At 63.1% G+C, this 17133-nt stretch carries 14 protein-coding genes and 3 pseudogenes; 13 read left to right on the forward strand and 4 right to left on the reverse strand.

Translation table 11 applies throughout. The features are described from left to right. Positions 1 to 125: 125 nt before the first annotated feature. The 3 genes from GEM_RS16950 (at position 126) to GEM_RS16960 (ending at position 2702) form a co-directional block, all read left to right on the forward strand. A complete protein-coding gene (locus GEM_RS16950) occupies positions 126 to 842 on the forward strand; it encodes a YfiR family protein (protein WP_041490718.1) in 717 nt (238 codons plus the stop codon). Continuing rightward, positions 839 to 2107, forward strand: a complete 1269-nt coding sequence (locus GEM_RS16955) for a diguanylate cyclase domain-containing protein (RefSeq protein ID WP_014898586.1) — start codon at positions 839 to 841, stop codon at positions 2105 to 2107. The genes GEM_RS16950 and GEM_RS16955 overlap by 4 nt, the downstream gene beginning before the upstream one ends. A gap of 85 nt (positions 2108 to 2192) precedes the next feature. Further along, positions 2193 to 2702, forward strand: a complete 510-nt coding sequence (locus GEM_RS16960; RefSeq protein WP_041490893.1) for an OmpA family protein — start codon at positions 2193 to 2195, stop codon at positions 2700 to 2702. Positions 2703 to 3233: 531 nt separating this feature from the next. On the opposite strand, the pseudogene GEM_RS16965 reads toward GEM_RS16960, so the two are convergent. Next, positions 3234 to 4366, reverse strand: a pseudogene (locus tag GEM_RS16965) (IS110 family transposase). Positions 4367 to 4500: 134 nt separating this feature from the next. Between GEM_RS16965 and GEM_RS16970 the strand changes: the two are divergent. Continuing rightward, complete coding sequence (locus GEM_RS16970; RefSeq protein ID WP_080599436.1) at positions 4501 to 5112, forward strand: Crp/Fnr family transcriptional regulator; 612 nt, start codon at positions 4501 to 4503, stop codon at positions 5110 to 5112. A 127-nt stretch (positions 5113 to 5239) separates the two neighbouring features. On the opposite strand, the gene GEM_RS16975 is transcribed toward GEM_RS16970, so the two are convergent. Further along, the gene (locus GEM_RS16975) at positions 5240 to 6895 is read right to left on the reverse strand and encodes an AMP-binding protein (RefSeq protein ID WP_014898589.1); all 1656 of its coding nucleotides are present in this window, start codon (positions 6893 to 6895) and stop codon (positions 5240 to 5242) included. 330 nt (positions 6896 to 7225) lie between these two features. Here GEM_RS16975 and GEM_RS16980 point away from each other — a divergent pair, with 330 nt between their 5' ends. From GEM_RS16980 to GEM_RS32260, 8 genes and pseudogenes are all read left to right on the forward strand, one after another. Next, the gene (locus GEM_RS16980) at positions 7226 to 7951 is read left to right on the forward strand and encodes a nitroreductase (protein ID WP_014898590.1); all 726 of its coding nucleotides are present in this window, start codon (positions 7226 to 7228) and stop codon (positions 7949 to 7951) included. 187 nt (positions 7952 to 8138) lie between these two features. Beyond that, positions 8139 to 8984 carry a LysR family transcriptional regulator gene (locus GEM_RS16985; RefSeq protein WP_080599500.1) on the forward strand — a complete coding sequence of 282 codons (846 nt, stop codon included), beginning with the start codon at positions 8139 to 8141 and terminating at the stop codon, positions 8982 to 8984. A gap of 814 nt (positions 8985 to 9798) precedes the next feature. Continuing rightward, positions 9799 to 10917 carry a branched-chain amino acid ABC transporter substrate-binding protein gene (locus tag GEM_RS16990; RefSeq protein ID WP_014898592.1) on the forward strand — a complete coding sequence of 373 codons (1119 nt, stop codon included), beginning with the start codon at positions 9799 to 9801 and terminating at the stop codon, positions 10915 to 10917. 187 nt (positions 10918 to 11104) lie between these two features. Next, a complete protein-coding gene (gene livH / locus GEM_RS16995) occupies positions 11105 to 12031 on the forward strand; it encodes a high-affinity branched-chain amino acid ABC transporter permease LivH (RefSeq protein WP_012366668.1) in 927 nt (308 codons plus the stop codon). 11 nt (positions 12032 to 12042) lie between these two features. Continuing rightward, on the forward strand, positions 12043 to 13314 hold the full coding sequence (locus GEM_RS17000; protein WP_014898593.1) for a high-affinity branched-chain amino acid ABC transporter permease LivM: 1272 nt from the start codon (positions 12043 to 12045) through the stop codon (positions 13312 to 13314). Beyond that, a complete protein-coding gene (gene livG, locus GEM_RS17005) occupies positions 13311 to 14084 on the forward strand; it encodes a high-affinity branched-chain amino acid ABC transporter ATP-binding protein LivG (protein ID WP_014898594.1) in 774 nt (257 codons plus the stop codon). The genes GEM_RS17000 and livG overlap by 4 nt, the downstream gene beginning before the upstream one ends. After that, positions 14084 to 14785 (forward strand): ABC transporter ATP-binding protein, encoded by a 702-nt coding sequence (locus GEM_RS17010; protein WP_014898595.1) that lies wholly within the window; start codon positions 14084 to 14086, stop codon positions 14783 to 14785. Before livG ends, GEM_RS17010 begins: the two co-directional genes overlap by 1 nt. Positions 14786 to 15008: 223 nt before the next feature. Then, a pseudogene (locus GEM_RS32260) lies at positions 15009 to 15104 on the forward strand (glyoxalase); the annotation flags it as partial. A gap of 58 nt (positions 15105 to 15162) precedes the next feature. Here the strand turns inward: GEM_RS32260 and GEM_RS17015 are convergent. Next, positions 15163 to 15315, reverse strand: a pseudogene (locus GEM_RS17015) (DUF2000 family protein); the annotation flags it as partial. Positions 15316 to 15412: 97 nt separating this feature from the next. Beyond that, positions 15413 to 15685 carry a hypothetical protein gene (locus tag GEM_RS17020; protein WP_014898598.1) on the reverse strand — a complete coding sequence of 91 codons (273 nt, stop codon included), beginning with the start codon at positions 15683 to 15685 and terminating at the stop codon, positions 15413 to 15415. Positions 15686 to 15709: 24 nt separating this feature from the next. Here GEM_RS17020 and GEM_RS17025 point away from each other — a divergent pair, with 24 nt between their 5' ends. After that, positions 15710 to 17095: a helix-turn-helix transcriptional regulator gene (locus tag GEM_RS17025; protein WP_272148427.1), complete on the forward strand. Its 1386-nt coding sequence runs from the start codon at positions 15710 to 15712 to the stop codon at positions 17093 to 17095. Positions 17096 to 17133 lie beyond the last annotated feature (38 nt).

Consider the following 17133-nt stretch of genomic DNA (forward strand, 5'->3'; position numbering starts at 1 on the left):
ATCCCACTGGTTTGGGATGCCAATTTTTACCTAAGATGGAAGCAATCGTGCGTGTGACTCGGTGCCGGCACGCGCATGGCGGGTAGGAGGTATCTCCGGGAACAACTGCAACTGATGTTTCCATTATGGATGCGAGTGTGTGCGCGGCGGCTGCGAGTCATGCGGCCGCACCGACGCCAGTGTGCGCGGCGGCAATCGCCGCGCGGAAGGCGTCCGGCAGGTCCGGCCGAGTTGCCTCGCTGCGCCACGCACTCGTCGCAATCGTTTGCGTTCTGAGCGTTGCACCTGCCGTCCTCGCCGGGTCTACGGCAGATACGGATGAGCCGGTCGACGCGGTGCGAATCGCCGCCGCCACAACACCCGCCAGTCCCGCCAGTCCCCCTGATCCCGCCATTTCGTCACACGACTCCGCCGTGCGTCAGGTCGTGCTCGGCATCATCAGCTTCACGCGCTGGCCGACGACGCCCGTTCACCTGCATCTATGCGTGACGGGCAGACCCGACTACGCGGCCGGCCTGACCGATACGTTGCAGGCCGGCTCGACGGTGCTCGACGTGCAGCGCGTGCGCTTCGACGATCTCGCGCTCGGTATCGCATGCGACGTCGTCTATCTCGGCACCCTCGCCAACGGCGAGCGAACGCGGGTGAGAGCCGCGCTGGCCGGCCATCCGGTGCTGACCATCGCCGAACACGATCCGTCCTGCACCGCGGGCAGCATGTTCTGTCTCACGGTCGAAAGCGAACGCGTGACGTTCGAGATCAATCTCGACGCCGTCGCGCGCAGCGGCGTGCGCGTTCATCCCAATGTGCTCAATCTCGCGCGGCCGCCGGTGACGCCATGACACGTTCCGCGCCCCCCATTTCCGCTTCGCGTGTGCCGCGCCCGACGCTGCAGAGCGTGTTGCGCCGCGCGCACCTGCGCCTGGCGTTCGTCGCGGTGACGATGGCCGCCGTGTCGCTGATCGTCGTCGCCGTGATCGCGTTGCGTGCGTATGCCGGCAACAACCTGAACCTGCTGGCCCGTTCGCTCGGTTATACGGTCGAGGCGGCGCTCGTGTTCGGCGACCGCGTCGCGGCGAACGAAGCGATCGGGTTGATCGCCAACGACGAGGACGTCGCGCAGGTGGTGGTCACCGACGGCAAGGGCCAGTTGTTCGCGACCTGGAGGCTGCCCGCCAGCGGCCGCATCGCCGGGCTCGAGCGCGGCGTCGCCAATCTCGCGCTGCCCGGGCCCGTGAGCGTCCCGGTGATGCACGACGGTGTCGTCATCGGTCACGTCATCGTGCGTGGCCGCGGACACCAGTTCTTCGGGTTCCTGCTGGGCGGCATCTGCGGCATTCTCGGCTGCCTGGCCGTCAGTGTGCTTGGCGCGTATGTCAGCTCGAAGCGTCTGCTGCGCAACATCGTTGCGCCGCTGCGCGCGCTCGCCGGCGTGGCGCACGCCGTGCGGCGCGAGCGAGCGTTCGCGCGGCGGGTCGAGCCGGCGGCGATCGCCGAACTGAACCAGCTCGGCGACGACTTCAATGCGTTGCTCGACGAATTCGAAGAATGGCAGAACACGCTGCGCGACGAAAACGCGTCGCTTGAACACAAGGCGACGCACGATGCGCTCACGGGGCTGCCCAACCGCGTGCAGTTCGAGTCGCGCCTCTCGGTTGCCCTCTGCGACGCCGTGGTGACGGGGCAGCGGGTCGCGGTCTTGTATCTCGACTGCGACCGCTTCAAGGAAATCAACGATTGTCTCGGCCACGACGCCGGCGATGCGGTGCTGGTCGGCATCGCGGCGCGCTTGCGCACGCAGGTGCGTGAGTCCGATCTGGTCGCTCGCCTGGGCGGCGACGAATTTGCGGTGATGCTGGCGCCGGTGCGCGAAGCGGACAGCGTGTGCCGGATCGCCGACGAGATTTTGTCCGGCATGGTGCCGTCGATCGAGTTGTCAGACGGACGCATGGTGGCCACCATGCTGAGTGCCGGCGTTGCGCTCTATCCCGACCACGCGTCGGACGCGAGCGGCTTGCTGCGGGCGGCGGATGCCGCGATGTACCGCGCCAAGCGCGCGCGGCCAGGAACGTGGCAATTGGCCGAAGGCGTTGCCAGGCCGGTTTGAGGTCTATCGTTGCGCACTGCGGGCGAGGTCGCAGCTGCGGGTTGAAAGGGCGCACGCGACGCGGGCGCATAACAAGGGGTCGATGATGAAAAACTCGTTTCCTGTGAGCATTGGGCGGATGTGCGTCGCGAGCGCGGTGCTGCTGTGCCTGCTGCTTGGCGGGTGCAAGACGCCGCCGCTTCATCGGGGGCTCACGCAGACGCAAGTGACGGCGCTCAAGTCAGCCGGGTTTCACGAGACCGAGCAGGGGTTCGAGTTCGGGTCGGCCGGGCCGATTTTGTTCGACTTCGATCGGTATAACCTCAGGCCGGATATCAGGCGGATTGTGACGCGGATCGGAAAGACGCTGAGGTCGGCGGGGATCAATGGGGTGCGGGTTTATGGGTACTCGGATGAGGAGGGGGAGGCTTCCTATGATCTCGAGTTGTCCAGGCGGCGGGCGGAGGTGGTGGAGATTGAGCTTGTGGATGTGGGGTTGGATGGGAAGCAGATTGCGGTTGTCGGCAAGGGCAAGAGCGATCCGGTGGGGGATAACCGGACGGTCGCGGGGAGAGCGCAGAATCGGCGGGCGGCGATTGTGGTTTCGCCGCGGTGAGGGGGGCTGGTTTCAGAGAGTGGGACAGGGAGAACTGCGGCTCGCATCATTCATTTGTGCACGGCGATATCCGGCTTCCGGTTCCGACGCCGATCCTCGCACAACGACGCCCGGCGTTGGCCTAATGGATAAACTAGCGATTCCACCGTGTCTCGTACCAGCCGGATCTCCTCATGCCGATATCAAACGAGTTCGAATTGCTGATTGCGCAGTCTTCGTGGTCGGCCAAGCTGACCGCCGCACAGCTGATATGACTCCCGCTGTCAATTGGGATCGGTTTTCAATTCTCTCTGAGAGGTTCCATTCGAATTTCCTGAGGGCGGCGTAGCAGTACATCTCGACGGTGGATCACGCTGATATCCGCGGGTTGGCTACCGCATTACAGAGGTCCGCCCGATGAGCCTGCCGCTATCTAGCGTCGCAAGTCGAATCGGATTCGTTGCGTAGCCGTGGCGCGGGTTACTCATGTGCCGGGCTACGCCGCCTTCAGGGAACTCTTTGCTCGGTGATCGAGGACTCGCGCTCGCCTGCTCAAGCCTCGCGCCTCTGCGGTTGCGAAGCAAGTGACATGGCAAGCTGGCTGATGTCCCAGATAAACCCGCTCAGTTCACGGGCAACCGCGACCACGGCGATGTTCTTCTGCTTGCCGCGTGCAACGAGCGTTCGATAGCGTCGACACAGGCGCACCTGCGCGTCCCACGCTCGATCTATGATGGGTTTGGGGATCCCTTCGTGGCGGCGCTGAATCTCCGGACTGACACAAGCCGGATGCTGATAGCTCCATGCCGATTCGACGAGCAGTTTTCTCGCATAACTGTTGCCATTCTTGGTGATACTGCCCTGACGGCGCTTCTCGCCGGACGAGTGCTCGCTCGGCGTTACACCCAACCACGCCATCAACTGGCGGGGATGCGCGAAGCGTGACAGATCGCCCAACTCGGCAAGCATGCCGACCGCCGTGGTGAACTGCATGCCGCGCATCGTTTGCAGACCCAGTACTGCCGGATAAAAGCGCCAGGCAACCACTGCCTCGCGCAGTGCAGCTTCCAGTCGATCGCATTGCGCAAGACGGTCCTCGATCGTGCGTCGATGTTCTTCGAATGCCAACTGCTGCCATGCGCTGTCGAACGCAAACGTGCTCAGCCAGCGCCGGTGTGCCGCCCTCCAGTCGGCGCGACCCGGTATAGCCGACCCCATGCGAAAGCAGAAAGGACTTCAGCCCGCTGACGCGCACGCTTCAGATCATCCTTGGCACTCACCCATGCCCGTGCCAGATCGCGAAACGCTTCGTCTTCGACGGTAGGGACATAGACTTCCGACAGGTCGCCAGCCCTGAGCGAACGCGCCAGTTTGATCGCGTCGCGCCGATCGGTCTTTACGCGCTCTCCCGGCTTCCTTGGAATCAGGGACGGTGCACACACCATGCAGTCGATTCCCTTCTGCTGAAGTTGACGGTAAAGCCCGTAACCACATGGGCCCGCCTCGTAGACAATACGGATGCGCGACGCCTTCGATTGCAGGCGCTTGCATAAGCGATCGATATCCGTCTTCGTGGCGCCGACCTTGCCGAGCAGCTCAACCTCGCCCATGCCGAGCGCATAGGCGGCCGTGATCGACTCCTTATGGACATCGAGCCCGACGTACAGCGTGCTATCGTGTTCCATGCTGGCCTCCGTGCTGGAAATCGCCGGGTGCGGCCCTGTCCGCACCGTGCGGCTCTGGCAGCAATGCTAACCCGCGTTTGATTCCTCACGGCAGGCCAGCCTTTGCTCCACGGGAGTCATACTGACTAGCGCGCGTGCATCAAGATGCATTTGAACGAGAGTATCCGGCCAGCACAACGGTTTGCCACCGTGGAACCGTGGCGGATCATTGGCTCGGCGTCATCGACGGACTCGTGAAGGTGGATACGGTAACCAAAGGCGGACGCCAGACCACGTTCGCCGGCGTGTCTGCAGGTGCCTGGTTTGGCGAGGGGGTTCTGCTGAAAGCCGAGCCGCGGCCGTATTCTGTCATCGCCCTGCGCGACAGCAAGATCGGGTTTGTGCCACGCAGCACGTTCGAGTGGCTGCTGGACGATAGCAACGCATTCTGCCGATTCGTTATCGACCAACTTAACGCGCGCTGCGGATACTACGTTGCGCTGATCGAGAACGTTCGCCTGCACGAAGCATCGGCCCGTGTCGCGTTCTGCCTCGCCGAGCTATTCAATCCGCAACTCTTTCCCGGGACGACTCGCACGCTCAATCTCGCGCAGGAGGAAATCGGCCGTCTTTCCGGCCTTTCCCGACAAAATACCAACCGCGCACTGCATGAACTTGCCGATGCCGGGTTATTGCGGATCGAGTATGGTTCGGTCCGGATACTCGACCTCGCGGGGCTGCGCGACTTTGCTCATGCGGACGATTGACGCCACCGGCACGCACGCCGTGATTGCGTCGTGGCAGACGCGAACATGACGAGCGCCGGCGCGGCTGGCCCGTGTCAGCCCGTGCGCCGTGCGCGTCAGATCGCGATGGCCGGTCTGGCGGACACTGCTAGACGCGCGATAAGGCGGTAATGGCTTCGCGACTGCCGGCTTGCTCCCGCAGTTTGAACTTCTGGACCTTGCCAGTGCCGGTTCTGGGCAACTCGCAGTACACGACCCGTGCGGGGCACTTGTAATGTGCGAGATGCTTGCGGCAGAACTCGATCAATTCTTGCTCGGTCGGTGCCATCGCACCCGGCCTCAGTTCCACAAACGCGCACGGAACTTCTCCCCACCTGGCATCGGGCTGTGCCACGACAGCGGCCGCCAGCACGGCGGCATGACGGTGCAGGATGTCCTCTACTTCCACCGACGAAATGTTTTCGCCGCCCGAGATGATCACGTCCTTTGAGCGATCCGTGATCTGGATGTATCCGTCCGAATGCATGACCGCGACATCGCCGGTGCGAAACCAGCCACCCGCGAAGGCATCACGGGTTGCCGTTTCGTTCTTGAGGTAGCCCTTCATCAGGACGTTGCCGCGCAGCAGCAACTCACCGTGCGTTTTTCCATCAAAAGGTACCGGCTCCAGGGTGACGGGATCGGCGACCCGCAGACCTTCGAGTCCCGCAGCCCGATTGCCTTGCCGCGCCTTCAGGCGTGCCTGTTCTTCGATCGGCAGCGATTCCCACTCTGGCCTGATCGTGCAGCTTACCGATGTGCCCAGTGATTCGGTGATGCCATAGACGTGGTCGACCTTGAACCCACGTTCGCCGATGGTCTTGAGCACGGTCGCGGGCGGCGGCGATCCGGCCGTGCGAATGCGCACGAGGTGTGGCAACGGTTTATCGTCGACTGCCGGGGCGCTCGCCATCATGGACAGCACGATGGGCGCTGCACAGAAATGGTCGACCCCGGATTCGTGAATGGCGGCAAATATATTCTCGACAGTGACCTTGCGCAGACACACGTGCGTACCGCAGACCGCAGTGATCGCCCAGGTAAAGCACCATCCGTTCGCGTGGAACATAGGCAGGGTCCAGAGGTATACCGCCCCGTTCGGCATGCACCAGTCGATCAGTTGCAACATGCTCATCAGGTAGGTTCCGCGGTGGCTCGCCACCACGCCCTTCGGGTCCGAAGTCGTTCCCGAGGTGTAATTGAGTGCGATGGCATCCCATTCGTCAACGGGCCATACACCCGCAAAGTCCGAATCTCCCTCAGCAAGAAGGGCTTCGTATTCCAGTTGTCCGATCGAAGGTCCGGGCGGCGCTTCGAGGTCTGCAATATCGACGACGAGCGGTTTCTCATCGAGCGGCTCGAGCGCCTTGCAGGCAAGGTTCGCGAACTTGCGGTCGACGAGAAGCACTTTGCATTCGCTGTGACGCAGGATGAAACTGATGCCTTCCGCATCCAGCCTGCAGTTGATCGTGTTGAGCACCGCCCCACTGAGCGGTACGCCAAAATGCGCTTCGATTACGGCCGGGATGTTCGGTGCAAGTACCGATACGGTATCCCCGCGCCCGATACCTCTTTGCACGAGCGCGCTGGCCAAACGGCGGCAGCGACTGCGGGTCTGCTCCCAGGTCTGTTGCAACGTGCCGTGGACAATGGCGACTCGCGACGGAAACTGCTCGGCGCATCGGTCGAGAAAATGAAGTGGAGTGAGCGGCATATGGTTCGCTTCGTTGCGATCCAGTCCACGTTCATAGATAGCGGTAGTCATTGTGTGTCTCCTCACCTGAATCTGAAGATGTCCGGGACCTGCGTGACAGGACGTCCGATCGGCGCGACCGACGTCTGGGCTGGCGTTCCGAATCAAGTGGCCCGGTGGCGCCCGGCACGCGACTCAATCTACGCGTTGCGTTCTCGCGAGACTGTCCTGAACGAGACATTTCATTCGACGTGCCTGCCTGTCAGCGCAACGCGCGAGCCGCGAGTTACCACGTTCTCGACAATGTCTCGTAGATGACAACTTCCTCCCTGCTGCGCACGTATTGTCGAGTCCGGAACGCGTAGCGATGTTCGATCGCTCCAATCCGATCAGGAGGAAGTAATGGAAAGAAGTACTCTGCCGCCGGCGATAGCCTCGAGTGTCCTGCGTCAGGCAATCGAATGGGCGCTCTTGTCTCGCCGCAGCACAAGGGCTTACCTGGCGACGCCGATTCCAAGGGAGACGGTCGAATCGATTCTGGATGTCGCTCGTTTTGCTGCCACTGGGGTCAATATGCAGCCTTGGCGGGTCCACGTCGTTACCGAAGCGGCGAGGGAACGCATTTGTACAGCGATCCAGCGAGTACGCGATACGCCGGAGCTGGACGCGATACATAGCGACCAATGGGACTACTACCCGCGCGAGTGGATATCGCCTTACATCGAGAGAAGGCGCGCGGTTGGATGGAAGTTGTATGGCCTGCTAGGCATCGAAAAAGGCGACAAGGTGCGAATGTACGCTCAGCACGGCAGGAACTTTCAGTTCTTTGATGCGCCCGTCGGGTTGTTTTTCACGATCAATCGCGCCATGCAGAAGGGCAGCCTTCTCGATTACGGCATGTTCTTGCAAAACATCATGATTGCCGCGCGCGCACATGGCCTCAGCACGTGTCCTCAAGCGGCGTTCATGAAGTATCACGCGTTGATCTCGGAGATGCTCCAGTTCGAAAGCGATGAAATGCTCGTGGTCGGCATGAGCCTGGGATATGCCGATCCCGACTCGATCGAAAATTCCCTCGAGACGGAACGCGCAGCGGTTTCTTCATTTACGACATTCCATCAGGACTAGCGCTGGGGATCCGATGTCCGGTGGCCGGGGAGCTGGATCGCAGCGGTTTCATCGCTCGGACGGACTCGGCCGCTGCGGTCGATGGAGCGCAGGAAGACTGCTCATGCAGCTTTCGAGGTGGCGTGGCGACGACGGTTCCTCTGGTGTGCGGATGGTCCTGCGTCGCGATACCGAACGAGAAAGTCTGATGGACACGCTAAAGAATATGCGGGCCTTCGTCCGCATTGTGGAGGCCGGCAGTTTTACGGCTGCGGCGCAATCACTGGACTCGACGACCGGTGCGATGTCGCGCGCGGTGTCGGAGCTTGAACAGCATTTGCGGACCCGGCTGCTGAATCGCACGACGCGCCGCCTTTCCGTTACGCCGGCCGGCGAAAAGTACCTGAAACATTGCAGTCAGATTCTCGCGGACCTTGACGGTTCCGAGGAGGAGGCGAGCCGGGCGTGCGAGCATCCGGTCGGCGAGCTGCGCATGCACAGTTTCGCTGGTATCGGCCAACAATATGTGCTGCCCGCGATCTCGTTGTATCGGGCGCAACATCCGGAGGTGTCGGTGGAACTGACGCTCTCGCAGTGCATGCCGAATCTGTTCGAAGGCAGTTGCGACGTATCGGTCATCATGGCGCCGTCGCGGCCGGACTCGGATCTCGTTTCACACGAGCTGGGCTCCACGTACAGCATCTTGTGTGCGTCGCCTCGATACCTGGATGCATATCAGATCCCGCGTACGCCCGAGGAACTCGCTCCGCATGACTGTCTGATCCTGCGAACACCGGCCTTTCCGGCGCATGAGTGGACGCTGGACGGCCCGCAAGGCAGCGTCGAGATGCGCGTGGACGGGCCCATCCACGTGAATATCGCCGAATCGCTCGCAGCCGCGATTCGAGAAAATATGGGAATCGGCATCTTGCCGGTTTATTCGGCAATCGGGGGCCTGCGCGACGGCTCGCTGGTGCGCGTGTTGCCCGAGTACAAACTGCAGAAGACGAACATCCACGCGAGCGCGGCGGCAGAAGAAAAGCGAAGAGGATGATTCATCGGCGATCCGAAGCAGGTGATATGCAATGAGAAAAAACGGCAGATCACTGGCTGGCGGCTGGGCGACGGATGGGCGTCGAAGCGGCCCTGAAGCGACTACGAAGTGAGGTGGACGCGACTCGCAGGAAGGCTGGCGGGATTGCAGAGGCGAGTTCGCATTATTTCATAAAAACAACAAATAGCTTTCACCATGACCATAAACGTCAGCAGACAGAAGGATTGCAGGCCCCGACCCGACGTCCCGCATCGGTGCACGCCAGCACAATCATCAGTCGATTGATTTAAATAGATCGGACCCTTTAAAGTAAAAAATCATCCGACACACGACCACAAATCGCCACAAGCCTTACCGTGCAAGGAACTGCCCCACCAACCCACCACAAATCGCAACCCAATAGCACCCACGGCAAACGTTAGCCCTCCCGCCAGTTGCTCCCAAATCGCCACCGCCATCCCGGTAAGTTTCTCCGTGTTTTCCCTCATAACGCCGGCATTTTTGACAGACCATTTAAAAACCCCCATATAATTTCGACTGCCTTGCCAACGGCTGTCGGACCATCCCTCCGACGAAGCAGTTGGCAAGCGGGGCAGGCGAAACGCTTGCGCAATGCAAGACGCATCACGATGTCTTTCCGAACCAGACGTCCCCTTCCGGGGACTGCAAGAGCCGGGCCCCGCTACGCAACATCTATCCGCAGGTCCGTCTTCATGTGTCTCGGGCGTGTCCCATGTCCTCGCCCCGGGTGCTGTTCGATTGCGCAAGTCATGCCGCCTTTGCCCGTATGACTAACAACATCGAGGAGCTCCTGATGACGCTTTCCCGTCTTACGTCCATTTCCGTCGCTGCCGTGCTGTTCGCCGCCGGCGCCGCCGCCGCGCAAGCGGAAACCGTGAAGATCGCCATCGCTGGTCCGATGAGCGGCTCGGTCGCCCAATACGGCGACATGGTGAAGGCCGGCGCGCTGACCGCGATCGAACAGATCAACGCGGCCGGCGGTGCGGGCGGCAACAAGTTCGAAGTCGTGCAGATGGACGACGCATGCGAACCGAAGCAGGCCGTCGCCGTCGCCAACAAGATCGTCAGCCAGAAGATCAAGTACGTGATCGGCCACGTGTGCTCGGGTTCGACGATTCCGGCCTCCGACATCTACGAGAACGAAGGCATCGTGATGGTCACGCCGTCGGCCACCGCGCCGCAGCTGACGGAAGGCAAGAAGCGCCACTTCATCTTCCGCACGATCGGCCGTGACGACCAGCAAGGCCCGGCCGCCGCGCACTACATCATCAACAACGTGAAGCCGAAGAAGGTCGCGATCCTGCACGACAAGCAGTCGTACGGCCAGGGCATCGCGTCGTCGGTGAAGAAGGACCTCGAAGCCGCGAAGATCCCGGTCGTGCTGTTCGAAGGCATCAACGCCGGCGATTCGGACTACTCGGCGATCATCACGAAGCTGAAGTCGCAAGGCGTCGACTTCGTCTACTTCGGCGGCTACCACCCGGAAATGGGCCTGCTGATGCGCCAGGCGCGCGAGCAGGGCGTGAAGGCAGCGTTCATGGGGCCTGAAGGCGTGGGCAACAAGGACGTGACGGCGATCGCCGGCCCGGCTTCGGAAGGCATGCTCGTCACGCTGCCGGCGGACTTCTCGGCCGATCCGGCCAACGCAGGCCTCGTGAAGGCATTCGCGGACAAGAAGCGCGACCCGAACGGCGCGTTCCAGATGCCGTCGTACGCAGCGGTGAAGATCATCGCCGACTCGATCGTCGGCGCAAAGACGACCGACCCGACCAAGGTCGCCGCGTACATGCACAAGACGACGTTCGACACGCCGATCGGCAAGGTCGCGTATGACGCACAGGGCGACCTGAAGGCGTTCAAGTTCGTCGTCTACACGTGGCACAAGGACGCGACGAAGACCGCCGCCAAGTAACAACGAAGTACCCGCCCGCGCACCCGCCCTGTCCGAGACCCGGATGGGGCGCGTGCGCATTTGGCCGCGCATTTGCCCCTTGCGCGGCCAAAGGGGGCGGTCCGAGACGACACCGTGCGTTGCGCGCGGCCGAACGCCGTGATCCGGCGACGGCCTGCGACACAGCGCCAACGGGAGCTTCCCGCACATGACTGACTTCTTTCCGCAATTCGCCCAGCAACTGGTCAACGGCCTGACGCTGGGTGCGATCTATGCGTTGATCGCCATCGGCTATTCGATGGTCTACGGCATCATCGGCATGATCAACTTCGCCCACGGCGAGATCTACATGATCGGCGCCTACGTGGGCCTCGTGACCCTCACCGCCATCGGCATCTCCGCCGGCTATCCACTGCCGCTCGTGCTCGGCGCCGCACTGATCGTGTCGGTGATCGTCACCGGCCTGTACGGCTTCGCGGTCGAACGTGTCGCGTATCGGCCGCTGCGCGGCGGCCCGCGCCTCGTGCCGCTGATCTCCGCGATCGGCATGTCGATCTTCCTGCAGAACTACGTGCAGATCGGCCAGGGCGCGCGCGACGTGTCCGTGCCGGTGCTGATCTCCGGCGCGTTCGACATCCATCTCGGCGGCGACTTCGACGTGACGATTCCGTATGCGCGTCTGTTGATCGTCTGCGTGACGCTCGTGCTGATGATCGCGCTCACGCTGTTCATCTCGCATTCGCGGATGGGCCGCGCGTGCCGCGCGTGTGCCGAGGACATGAAGATGGCGAACCTGCTCGGCATCGACACGAACCGCGTGATCTCGTTCACGTTCGTGCTCGGCGCGATGCTGGCGGCCGTCGGCGGCGTGCTGATCGGCCTGACGATCGGCAAGCTGAATCCGTACATCGGCTTCGTCGCGGGCATCAAGGCGTTCACCGCCGCGGTGCTCGGCGGGATCGGCAGCATTCCGGGCGCGATGCTCGGCGGTGTGCTGCTCGGCCTCGCTGAAACCTTCGCCGCAGGCTACATGCCGGCCGAGTACAAGGACGTCGTCGCGTTCGGCCTGCTCGTGCTGATCCTGCTCTTCCGCCCGACCGGCCTGCTCGGCAAGTCGGACATCGAAAAGGTTTGAGGGAGACGCAGATGAGTCAAGTCATTTCCGTTCGCCGCCCGGCCGCCGACGCGTCGGTCGGCCAGGCGCTGAAGAACGCCGCGGCCGCCGCGCTGCTGACGGCGATCCTCACGATTCCGGTGCTCGGCCTGCAGCTGAAGCTCGACGGCTATCAGGTGGTGCTCACGCCGCACTGGCGTCCGGTGTGGATCGCGGTCGCGGCCGTGTTCCTGTTCCAGCTGTTCAAGCCGTGGCTGGTGCGCGCGAAATCCGCGGTGAAGCTGCCGGCGATGCCTGCGATGGGCGCGCAGCAGCAGCGCGCGGTCATCTGGGTGATGCTCGCGGTCGGGTTCGTGTGGCCGTTCTTCGGTTCGCGCGGTGCCGTGGACATCGCGACGCTCGCGCTGATCTACGTGATCCTCGGCCTCGGGCTGAACATCGTGGTCGGTTTCGCGGGGCTGCTGGATCTCGGCTATGTCGGGTTCTACGCGGTCGGCGGCTATACGTACGCGATGCTGAACCAGTACTTCGGGCTGTCGTTCTGGGAATGCCTGCCGATCGCGGCGATCGCCGCGGCGACGTTCGGCTTCCTGCTCGGCTTCCCGGTGCTGCGCCTGCGCGGCGACTATCTCGCGATCGTCACGCTCGGCTTCGGCGAAATCATCCGCCTGCTCGCGAACAACCTGACGAGCCTCACCGGCGGCCCGGACGGCATCTCGAGCATTCCGAAGCCGACGGTGTTTGGCTTCGAGATGGCGCGCTCGGCGAGCGTCGAAGGCGCGAAGACCTTCCATGAACTGATCGGGCTGGAATACAGCGGCGAGCACATGGTGATCTTCCTGTACCTGATTGCGCTGGTGCTGGTCGGCTTCACGCTGTTCGTGACGAGCCGCCTGATCCGCATGCCGATGGGCCGCGCGTGGGAAGCGCTGCGCGACGACGAGATCGCGTGCCGTTCGCTGGGCCTGAACCCGACCCGCATCAAGCTGTCGGCGTTCACGCTCGGCGCGGCGTTCGCGGGTATCGGCGGCGCGTTCTTCGCGGCGCGGCAGGGCCTCGTGAATCCGGAATCGTTCACCTTCATCGAATCGGCGCTGATCCTCGCGATCGTCGTGCTCGGCGGGATGGGTTCGCAGCTCGGCGTGATTCTCGCGGCGATCCTGCTGACCGTGCTGCCGGAAGTCGCGCGCGGCTTCGCCGAATACCGGATGCTGATCTTCGGTCTGGTGATGGTGTTGATGATGATGTGGCGTCCGCAGGGCCTGCTGCCCGCGAGCCGTCCCCATGTGGAGCTGCCGCAATGAGCGCGAATGCAGAACTGTTGAAGGTCGCCGGGCTGCAGATGCGCTTCGGCGGGTTGCTCGCGGTGGACGGCATCGATTTCGACGTGCGCCGCAACGAGGTGTTCGCGATCATCGGGCCGAACGGCGCGGGCAAGACCACGGTGTTCAACTGCGTCGGCGGCTTCTACAAGCCGACCGGCGGCGATGTCGTGCTCGACGGCCACGCGATCGCAGGGCTGCCGAGCCACCAGATCGCGTTGAAGGGCCTGGTGCGCACGTTCCAGAACATCCGCCTGTTCAAGTCGCTGACGGTCGTCGAGAACCTGCTCGTCGCGCAGCATCGCAAGGTGAAGGCGGGGCTGTTGCCGGGCCTGTTCTCGACGCCCGCGTATCGCCGCGCCGAGAAGGAAGCGCTCGAGCGCGCGTCGGTGTGGCTCGACCGGATGGGGCTGAGGTCGGTCGCCAACCGGCAGGCCGGCACGCTGTCGTACGGGCACCAGCGGCGTCTGGAGATCGCGCGCTGCATGATCACCGAGCCGCGTCTGTTGATGCTCGACGAGCCGGCGGCCGGTCTCAACCCGCAGGAGAAGATCGAGCTGCAGCACCTGATCGACAAGCTGCGCCATGAGTTCGGCGTATCGGTGCTGCTGATCGAACACGACATGAGCCTCGTGATGGGCGTGTCGGACCGCATCCTCGTGATGGAGCACGGCCGGCCGATCGTGATCGGCACGCCGGAGGCGGTCCGCAACGACCCGCGCGTGATCAAGGCGTATCTGGGGGAAGAGTGATGCTGAAGCTGGAACAGGTCCATACGCACTATGGCGCGGTCGAGGCGCTCGCGGGCGTGTCGATCGAGGTGAACAAGGGCGAGATCGTCACGCTGATCGGCAGCAACGGTGCCGGCAAGACGACGCTGATGATGACCGTGTGCGGCACGCCGCGCGCGTCGTCGGGCCGCGTGCTGTTCGAGGGCAAGGACATCACCGCGATGTCGACGCACCAGATCATGCGGCAGGGGATGGCGATCTCGCCGGAAGGGCGGCGCGTGTTCCCGAGCCTGACGGTGCTCGAGAACCTGAAGATGGGCGGGTTCTTCGCGAGCCGTCACGAGATCGACGACGGCATCGAGCACGTGTTCAAGCTGTTTCCGCGCTTGAAGGAGCGCGCGGCGCAGCGGGCCGGCACGATGTCGGGCGGCGAGCAGCAGATGCTGGCGATCGGCCGTGCGCTGATGAGCAAGCCGCGCCTGCTGCTGCTCGACGAGCCGACGCTCGGCCTCGCGCCGCTCGTGATCGCGCAGATCTTCGACATCATCCGGGCGATTCGTGACGAAGGCGTCACGGTGTTCCTGGTCGAGCAGAACGCGAACAAGGCGCTCGGTGTGGCCGATCGCGGCTACGTGCTCGAAACGGGGCGCGTGGTGCTCGCCGATACCGGCGCGAACCTGCTCGCGAACGACCGGATCAAGCAGGCGTATCTCGGCGGTTGATCGAGAAGGCCGCCGGCCTGCAACGGGCCGGCGGTCTACGGGAATTTTGTAGCTGATTCGGCTTCGATCGTAGCCGAATCGGCGTCATCCAGGCGGCGCACTCGGACCCATGCAAAATCGTTGATGACCGACGTGAAGGCATGGCTAGTAGCGAACAAGCCGGAGCTGCTGAAAGTTCAACAGCCGTTCTCGTCACATCGCATTCGTCCTCCAGCGGAATCCGATGAAGCTCAAACGAATCGTCGCGAACGTAGACACGCAGTCGATCGACGACGCGAAACGCCTCGATCAGCAGATATTCGGCCTTGACCTGCTGATGGCTTCTTTCCCCTGGCTGATCCTGAACGTGCTCTTCAGCACGTCGCGCAAATGCAGGGCGGTACGATCCTGACCTCGCGCGACAGCGCGTGCCGGTGCGCGGTCTGCAGACCGCCCAGGTTGGCCGCGAACACCAGCATCGGCTGGTCGAACATGCGGCCGTAGCGATTCCCGGCCGCATCCTCGTCAGGCTCGCCGAGCGCTTCCGGCGCGCCTTTCCTCGCGGTCCATTCGTCGGCCATGCATGGTCGCGCCGTCGCTACTCCCCACCCGATACACGAGCGACCAAGCCGGGCCGGACACTCACTGCTACTGGCCGCCGCCATACAAGTCGTTGAGACGCCGGAGTTCTCCCGACTTCTGCATACGCAGGTACTCCTCCTTGACCTGTGCGCGCGTGAGTCCGGCCGGTGCCCCCGCTTGCGAACCGGCGCTGGGCATGCTGCCCATCGACGTCGCGCTGATCGCCGCGTCGGACGGCTTGCTCGCCGTCGCCGCGGCGCCTTCGTCCTGCGCCCGGGCGAGACCCGACGCACCCAACACACAGATGACGGCCAGTGCCGCCTTGTACATGCTCTTCATCGTGGCACCTCACATGAAATAGCGATGCAACAACAACGATGCGACCGACGCGGATTCCGCATCGCAAATCGCGGGGCATTCCGCCGCAATTGCATCGCGCCGCACACATCCCGCATGCCGAACGCAGCGGCGGGTTCGTCATGCAAATGCAGCCGGAATGGCGACATGATAGAACCCGCATGCCGCTTTGACGCCCTCTTGAAAGGGGGCAATTGCGGTCGTTGTCATGTGGAATGTCTACACTGGACTGAGATCGCGGAACGTGTGATGTCGAGCGTCTCGCCCCGCCCCGCGAGCGAAGCCGGTGCATGTTCGAGGAGCGGATTCATGTCTGACAAACACGTCGCGCTTGCGAGTCATATTCGTCGGCTCTGTTCGCTCGCTGTCGAGCCGCACCTCGTCATTCCTCATGTGATTGAGGCGACCCGGCGCATCGTCGGTGCCGATTGGGGCATGTTCTTCTATGCGGACGAGCACTATGCCGTGTCGGACGTGTGCAGCGAAAACGATGTGGTCTACACGTTGTTGCCGACGTATTTCGCGAACATCCACAACACTGAGCGGCAGGAGGTGCTGGGCGTCACGTTTTCCGATGCGATGCGCCGCGGACGCGGTTTCGACAACAGCGCGCACTACGACGATGCACTGCTGTCGAGCGAGATGTACGCGGACCTGTGGCGGCCGGTGTCGATGCGCCACTGTCTCGAGCTGACCGCGACGGACGGCACGCGCGGCTGGGGCAGCCTGCTGCTGTCGCGCGCATCAGGCTGTCGTCCGTTCTCGGAACAGGACCATCGCGACATCGAACCCGTGGCACGGCATCTTGCCCATGCGCTGTCGCGGCCCGTGCAGCCAACGCTGCACGAATCGGAATGCAGCGAGTCCGCGATCATGGTGGTCGACGACGATGGCCGGCTGCTGCTGTACAACGCCGACAGCATCCGGATGCTGTCGCTCGCGACCGGCGAGCCGCTCGCGTTCTACCGTCACGAACGCTTGCCGGACTGGCTCGCACCGTTGCGGTCGAACATCAACCGGATCTGGCTCGGCTACCCGGCGCCACCTGCGACGCTCGAGCGTCGCAACCATGCGGGGCGTTTCCGCTTCAAGGCCTATCGATGTACCGACGCAGCCGCGTTGCAACGCGATGCCGCGATCGTGATCCATATCGAACACTTTCCGCCACTCAGGCTGACGGTCGAACGACTCGGTTTTGCGTTCGGCCTGACCGAGCGACAACGCGAACTCTGTGTGCAGCTCGTGCTGGGTCGCTCGCACAGCGAAATTGCGCGTGACTTCGCGCTGCGCGACAGCACGGTCGTCGATCATGTTCGCAAGATCTATCGCCGGCTCAACGTACACAATCATGACGAATTGTGCAGCGTGTTCCGGGCCGGGCGGCGTGACTAGGTTCCGACGCGCGCGGTGCGGCACGCTTGCTCGTGCCC

Source organism: Burkholderia cepacia GG4, from assembly GCF_000292915.1.
GTDB lineage: Bacteria > Pseudomonadota > Gammaproteobacteria > Burkholderiales > Burkholderiaceae > Burkholderia > Burkholderia cepacia_D.

Bases quoted from the DNA above. Each gene is read 5' to 3' on its own strand.
- GEM_RS16950 (WP_041490718.1), top strand. From the start codon at position 126: ATGGATGCGAGTGTGTGCGCGGCGGCTGCGAGTCATGCGGCCGCACCG.
- GEM_RS16980 (WP_014898590.1), top strand. From the start codon at position 7,226: ATGGAAAGAAGTACTCTGCCGCCGGCGATAGCCTCGAGTGTCCTGCGT.
- GEM_RS16990 (WP_014898592.1), top strand. From the start codon at position 9,799: ATGACGCTTTCCCGTCTTACGTCCATTTCCGTCGCTGCCGTGCTGTTC.
- GEM_RS16955 (WP_014898586.1), top strand. From the start codon at position 839: ATGACACGTTCCGCGCCCCCCATTTCCGCTTCGCGTGTGCCGCGCCCG.
- GEM_RS16975 (WP_014898589.1), bottom strand. From the start codon at position 6,895: ATGACTACCGCTATCTATGAACGTGGACTGGATCGCAACGAAGCGAAC.
- GEM_RS17010 (WP_014898595.1), top strand. From the start codon at position 14,084: ATGCTGAAGCTGGAACAGGTCCATACGCACTATGGCGCGGTCGAGGCG.
- livG (WP_014898594.1), top strand. From the start codon at position 13,311: ATGAGCGCGAATGCAGAACTGTTGAAGGTCGCCGGGCTGCAGATGCGC.
- GEM_RS16985 (WP_080599500.1), top strand. From the start codon at position 8,139: ATGGACACGCTAAAGAATATGCGGGCCTTCGTCCGCATTGTGGAGGCC.
- livH (WP_012366668.1), top strand. From the start codon at position 11,105: ATGACTGACTTCTTTCCGCAATTCGCCCAGCAACTGGTCAACGGCCTG.
- GEM_RS17000 (WP_014898593.1), top strand. From the start codon at position 12,043: ATGAGTCAAGTCATTTCCGTTCGCCGCCCGGCCGCCGACGCGTCGGTC.
- GEM_RS17025 (WP_272148427.1), top strand. From the start codon at position 15,710: ATGCAACAACAACGATGCGACCGACGCGGATTCCGCATCGCAAATCGC.
- GEM_RS17020 (WP_014898598.1), bottom strand. From the start codon at position 15,685: ATGAAGAGCATGTACAAGGCGGCACTGGCCGTCATCTGTGTGTTGGGT.
- GEM_RS16960 (WP_041490893.1), top strand. From the start codon at position 2,193: ATGAAAAACTCGTTTCCTGTGAGCATTGGGCGGATGTGCGTCGCGAGC.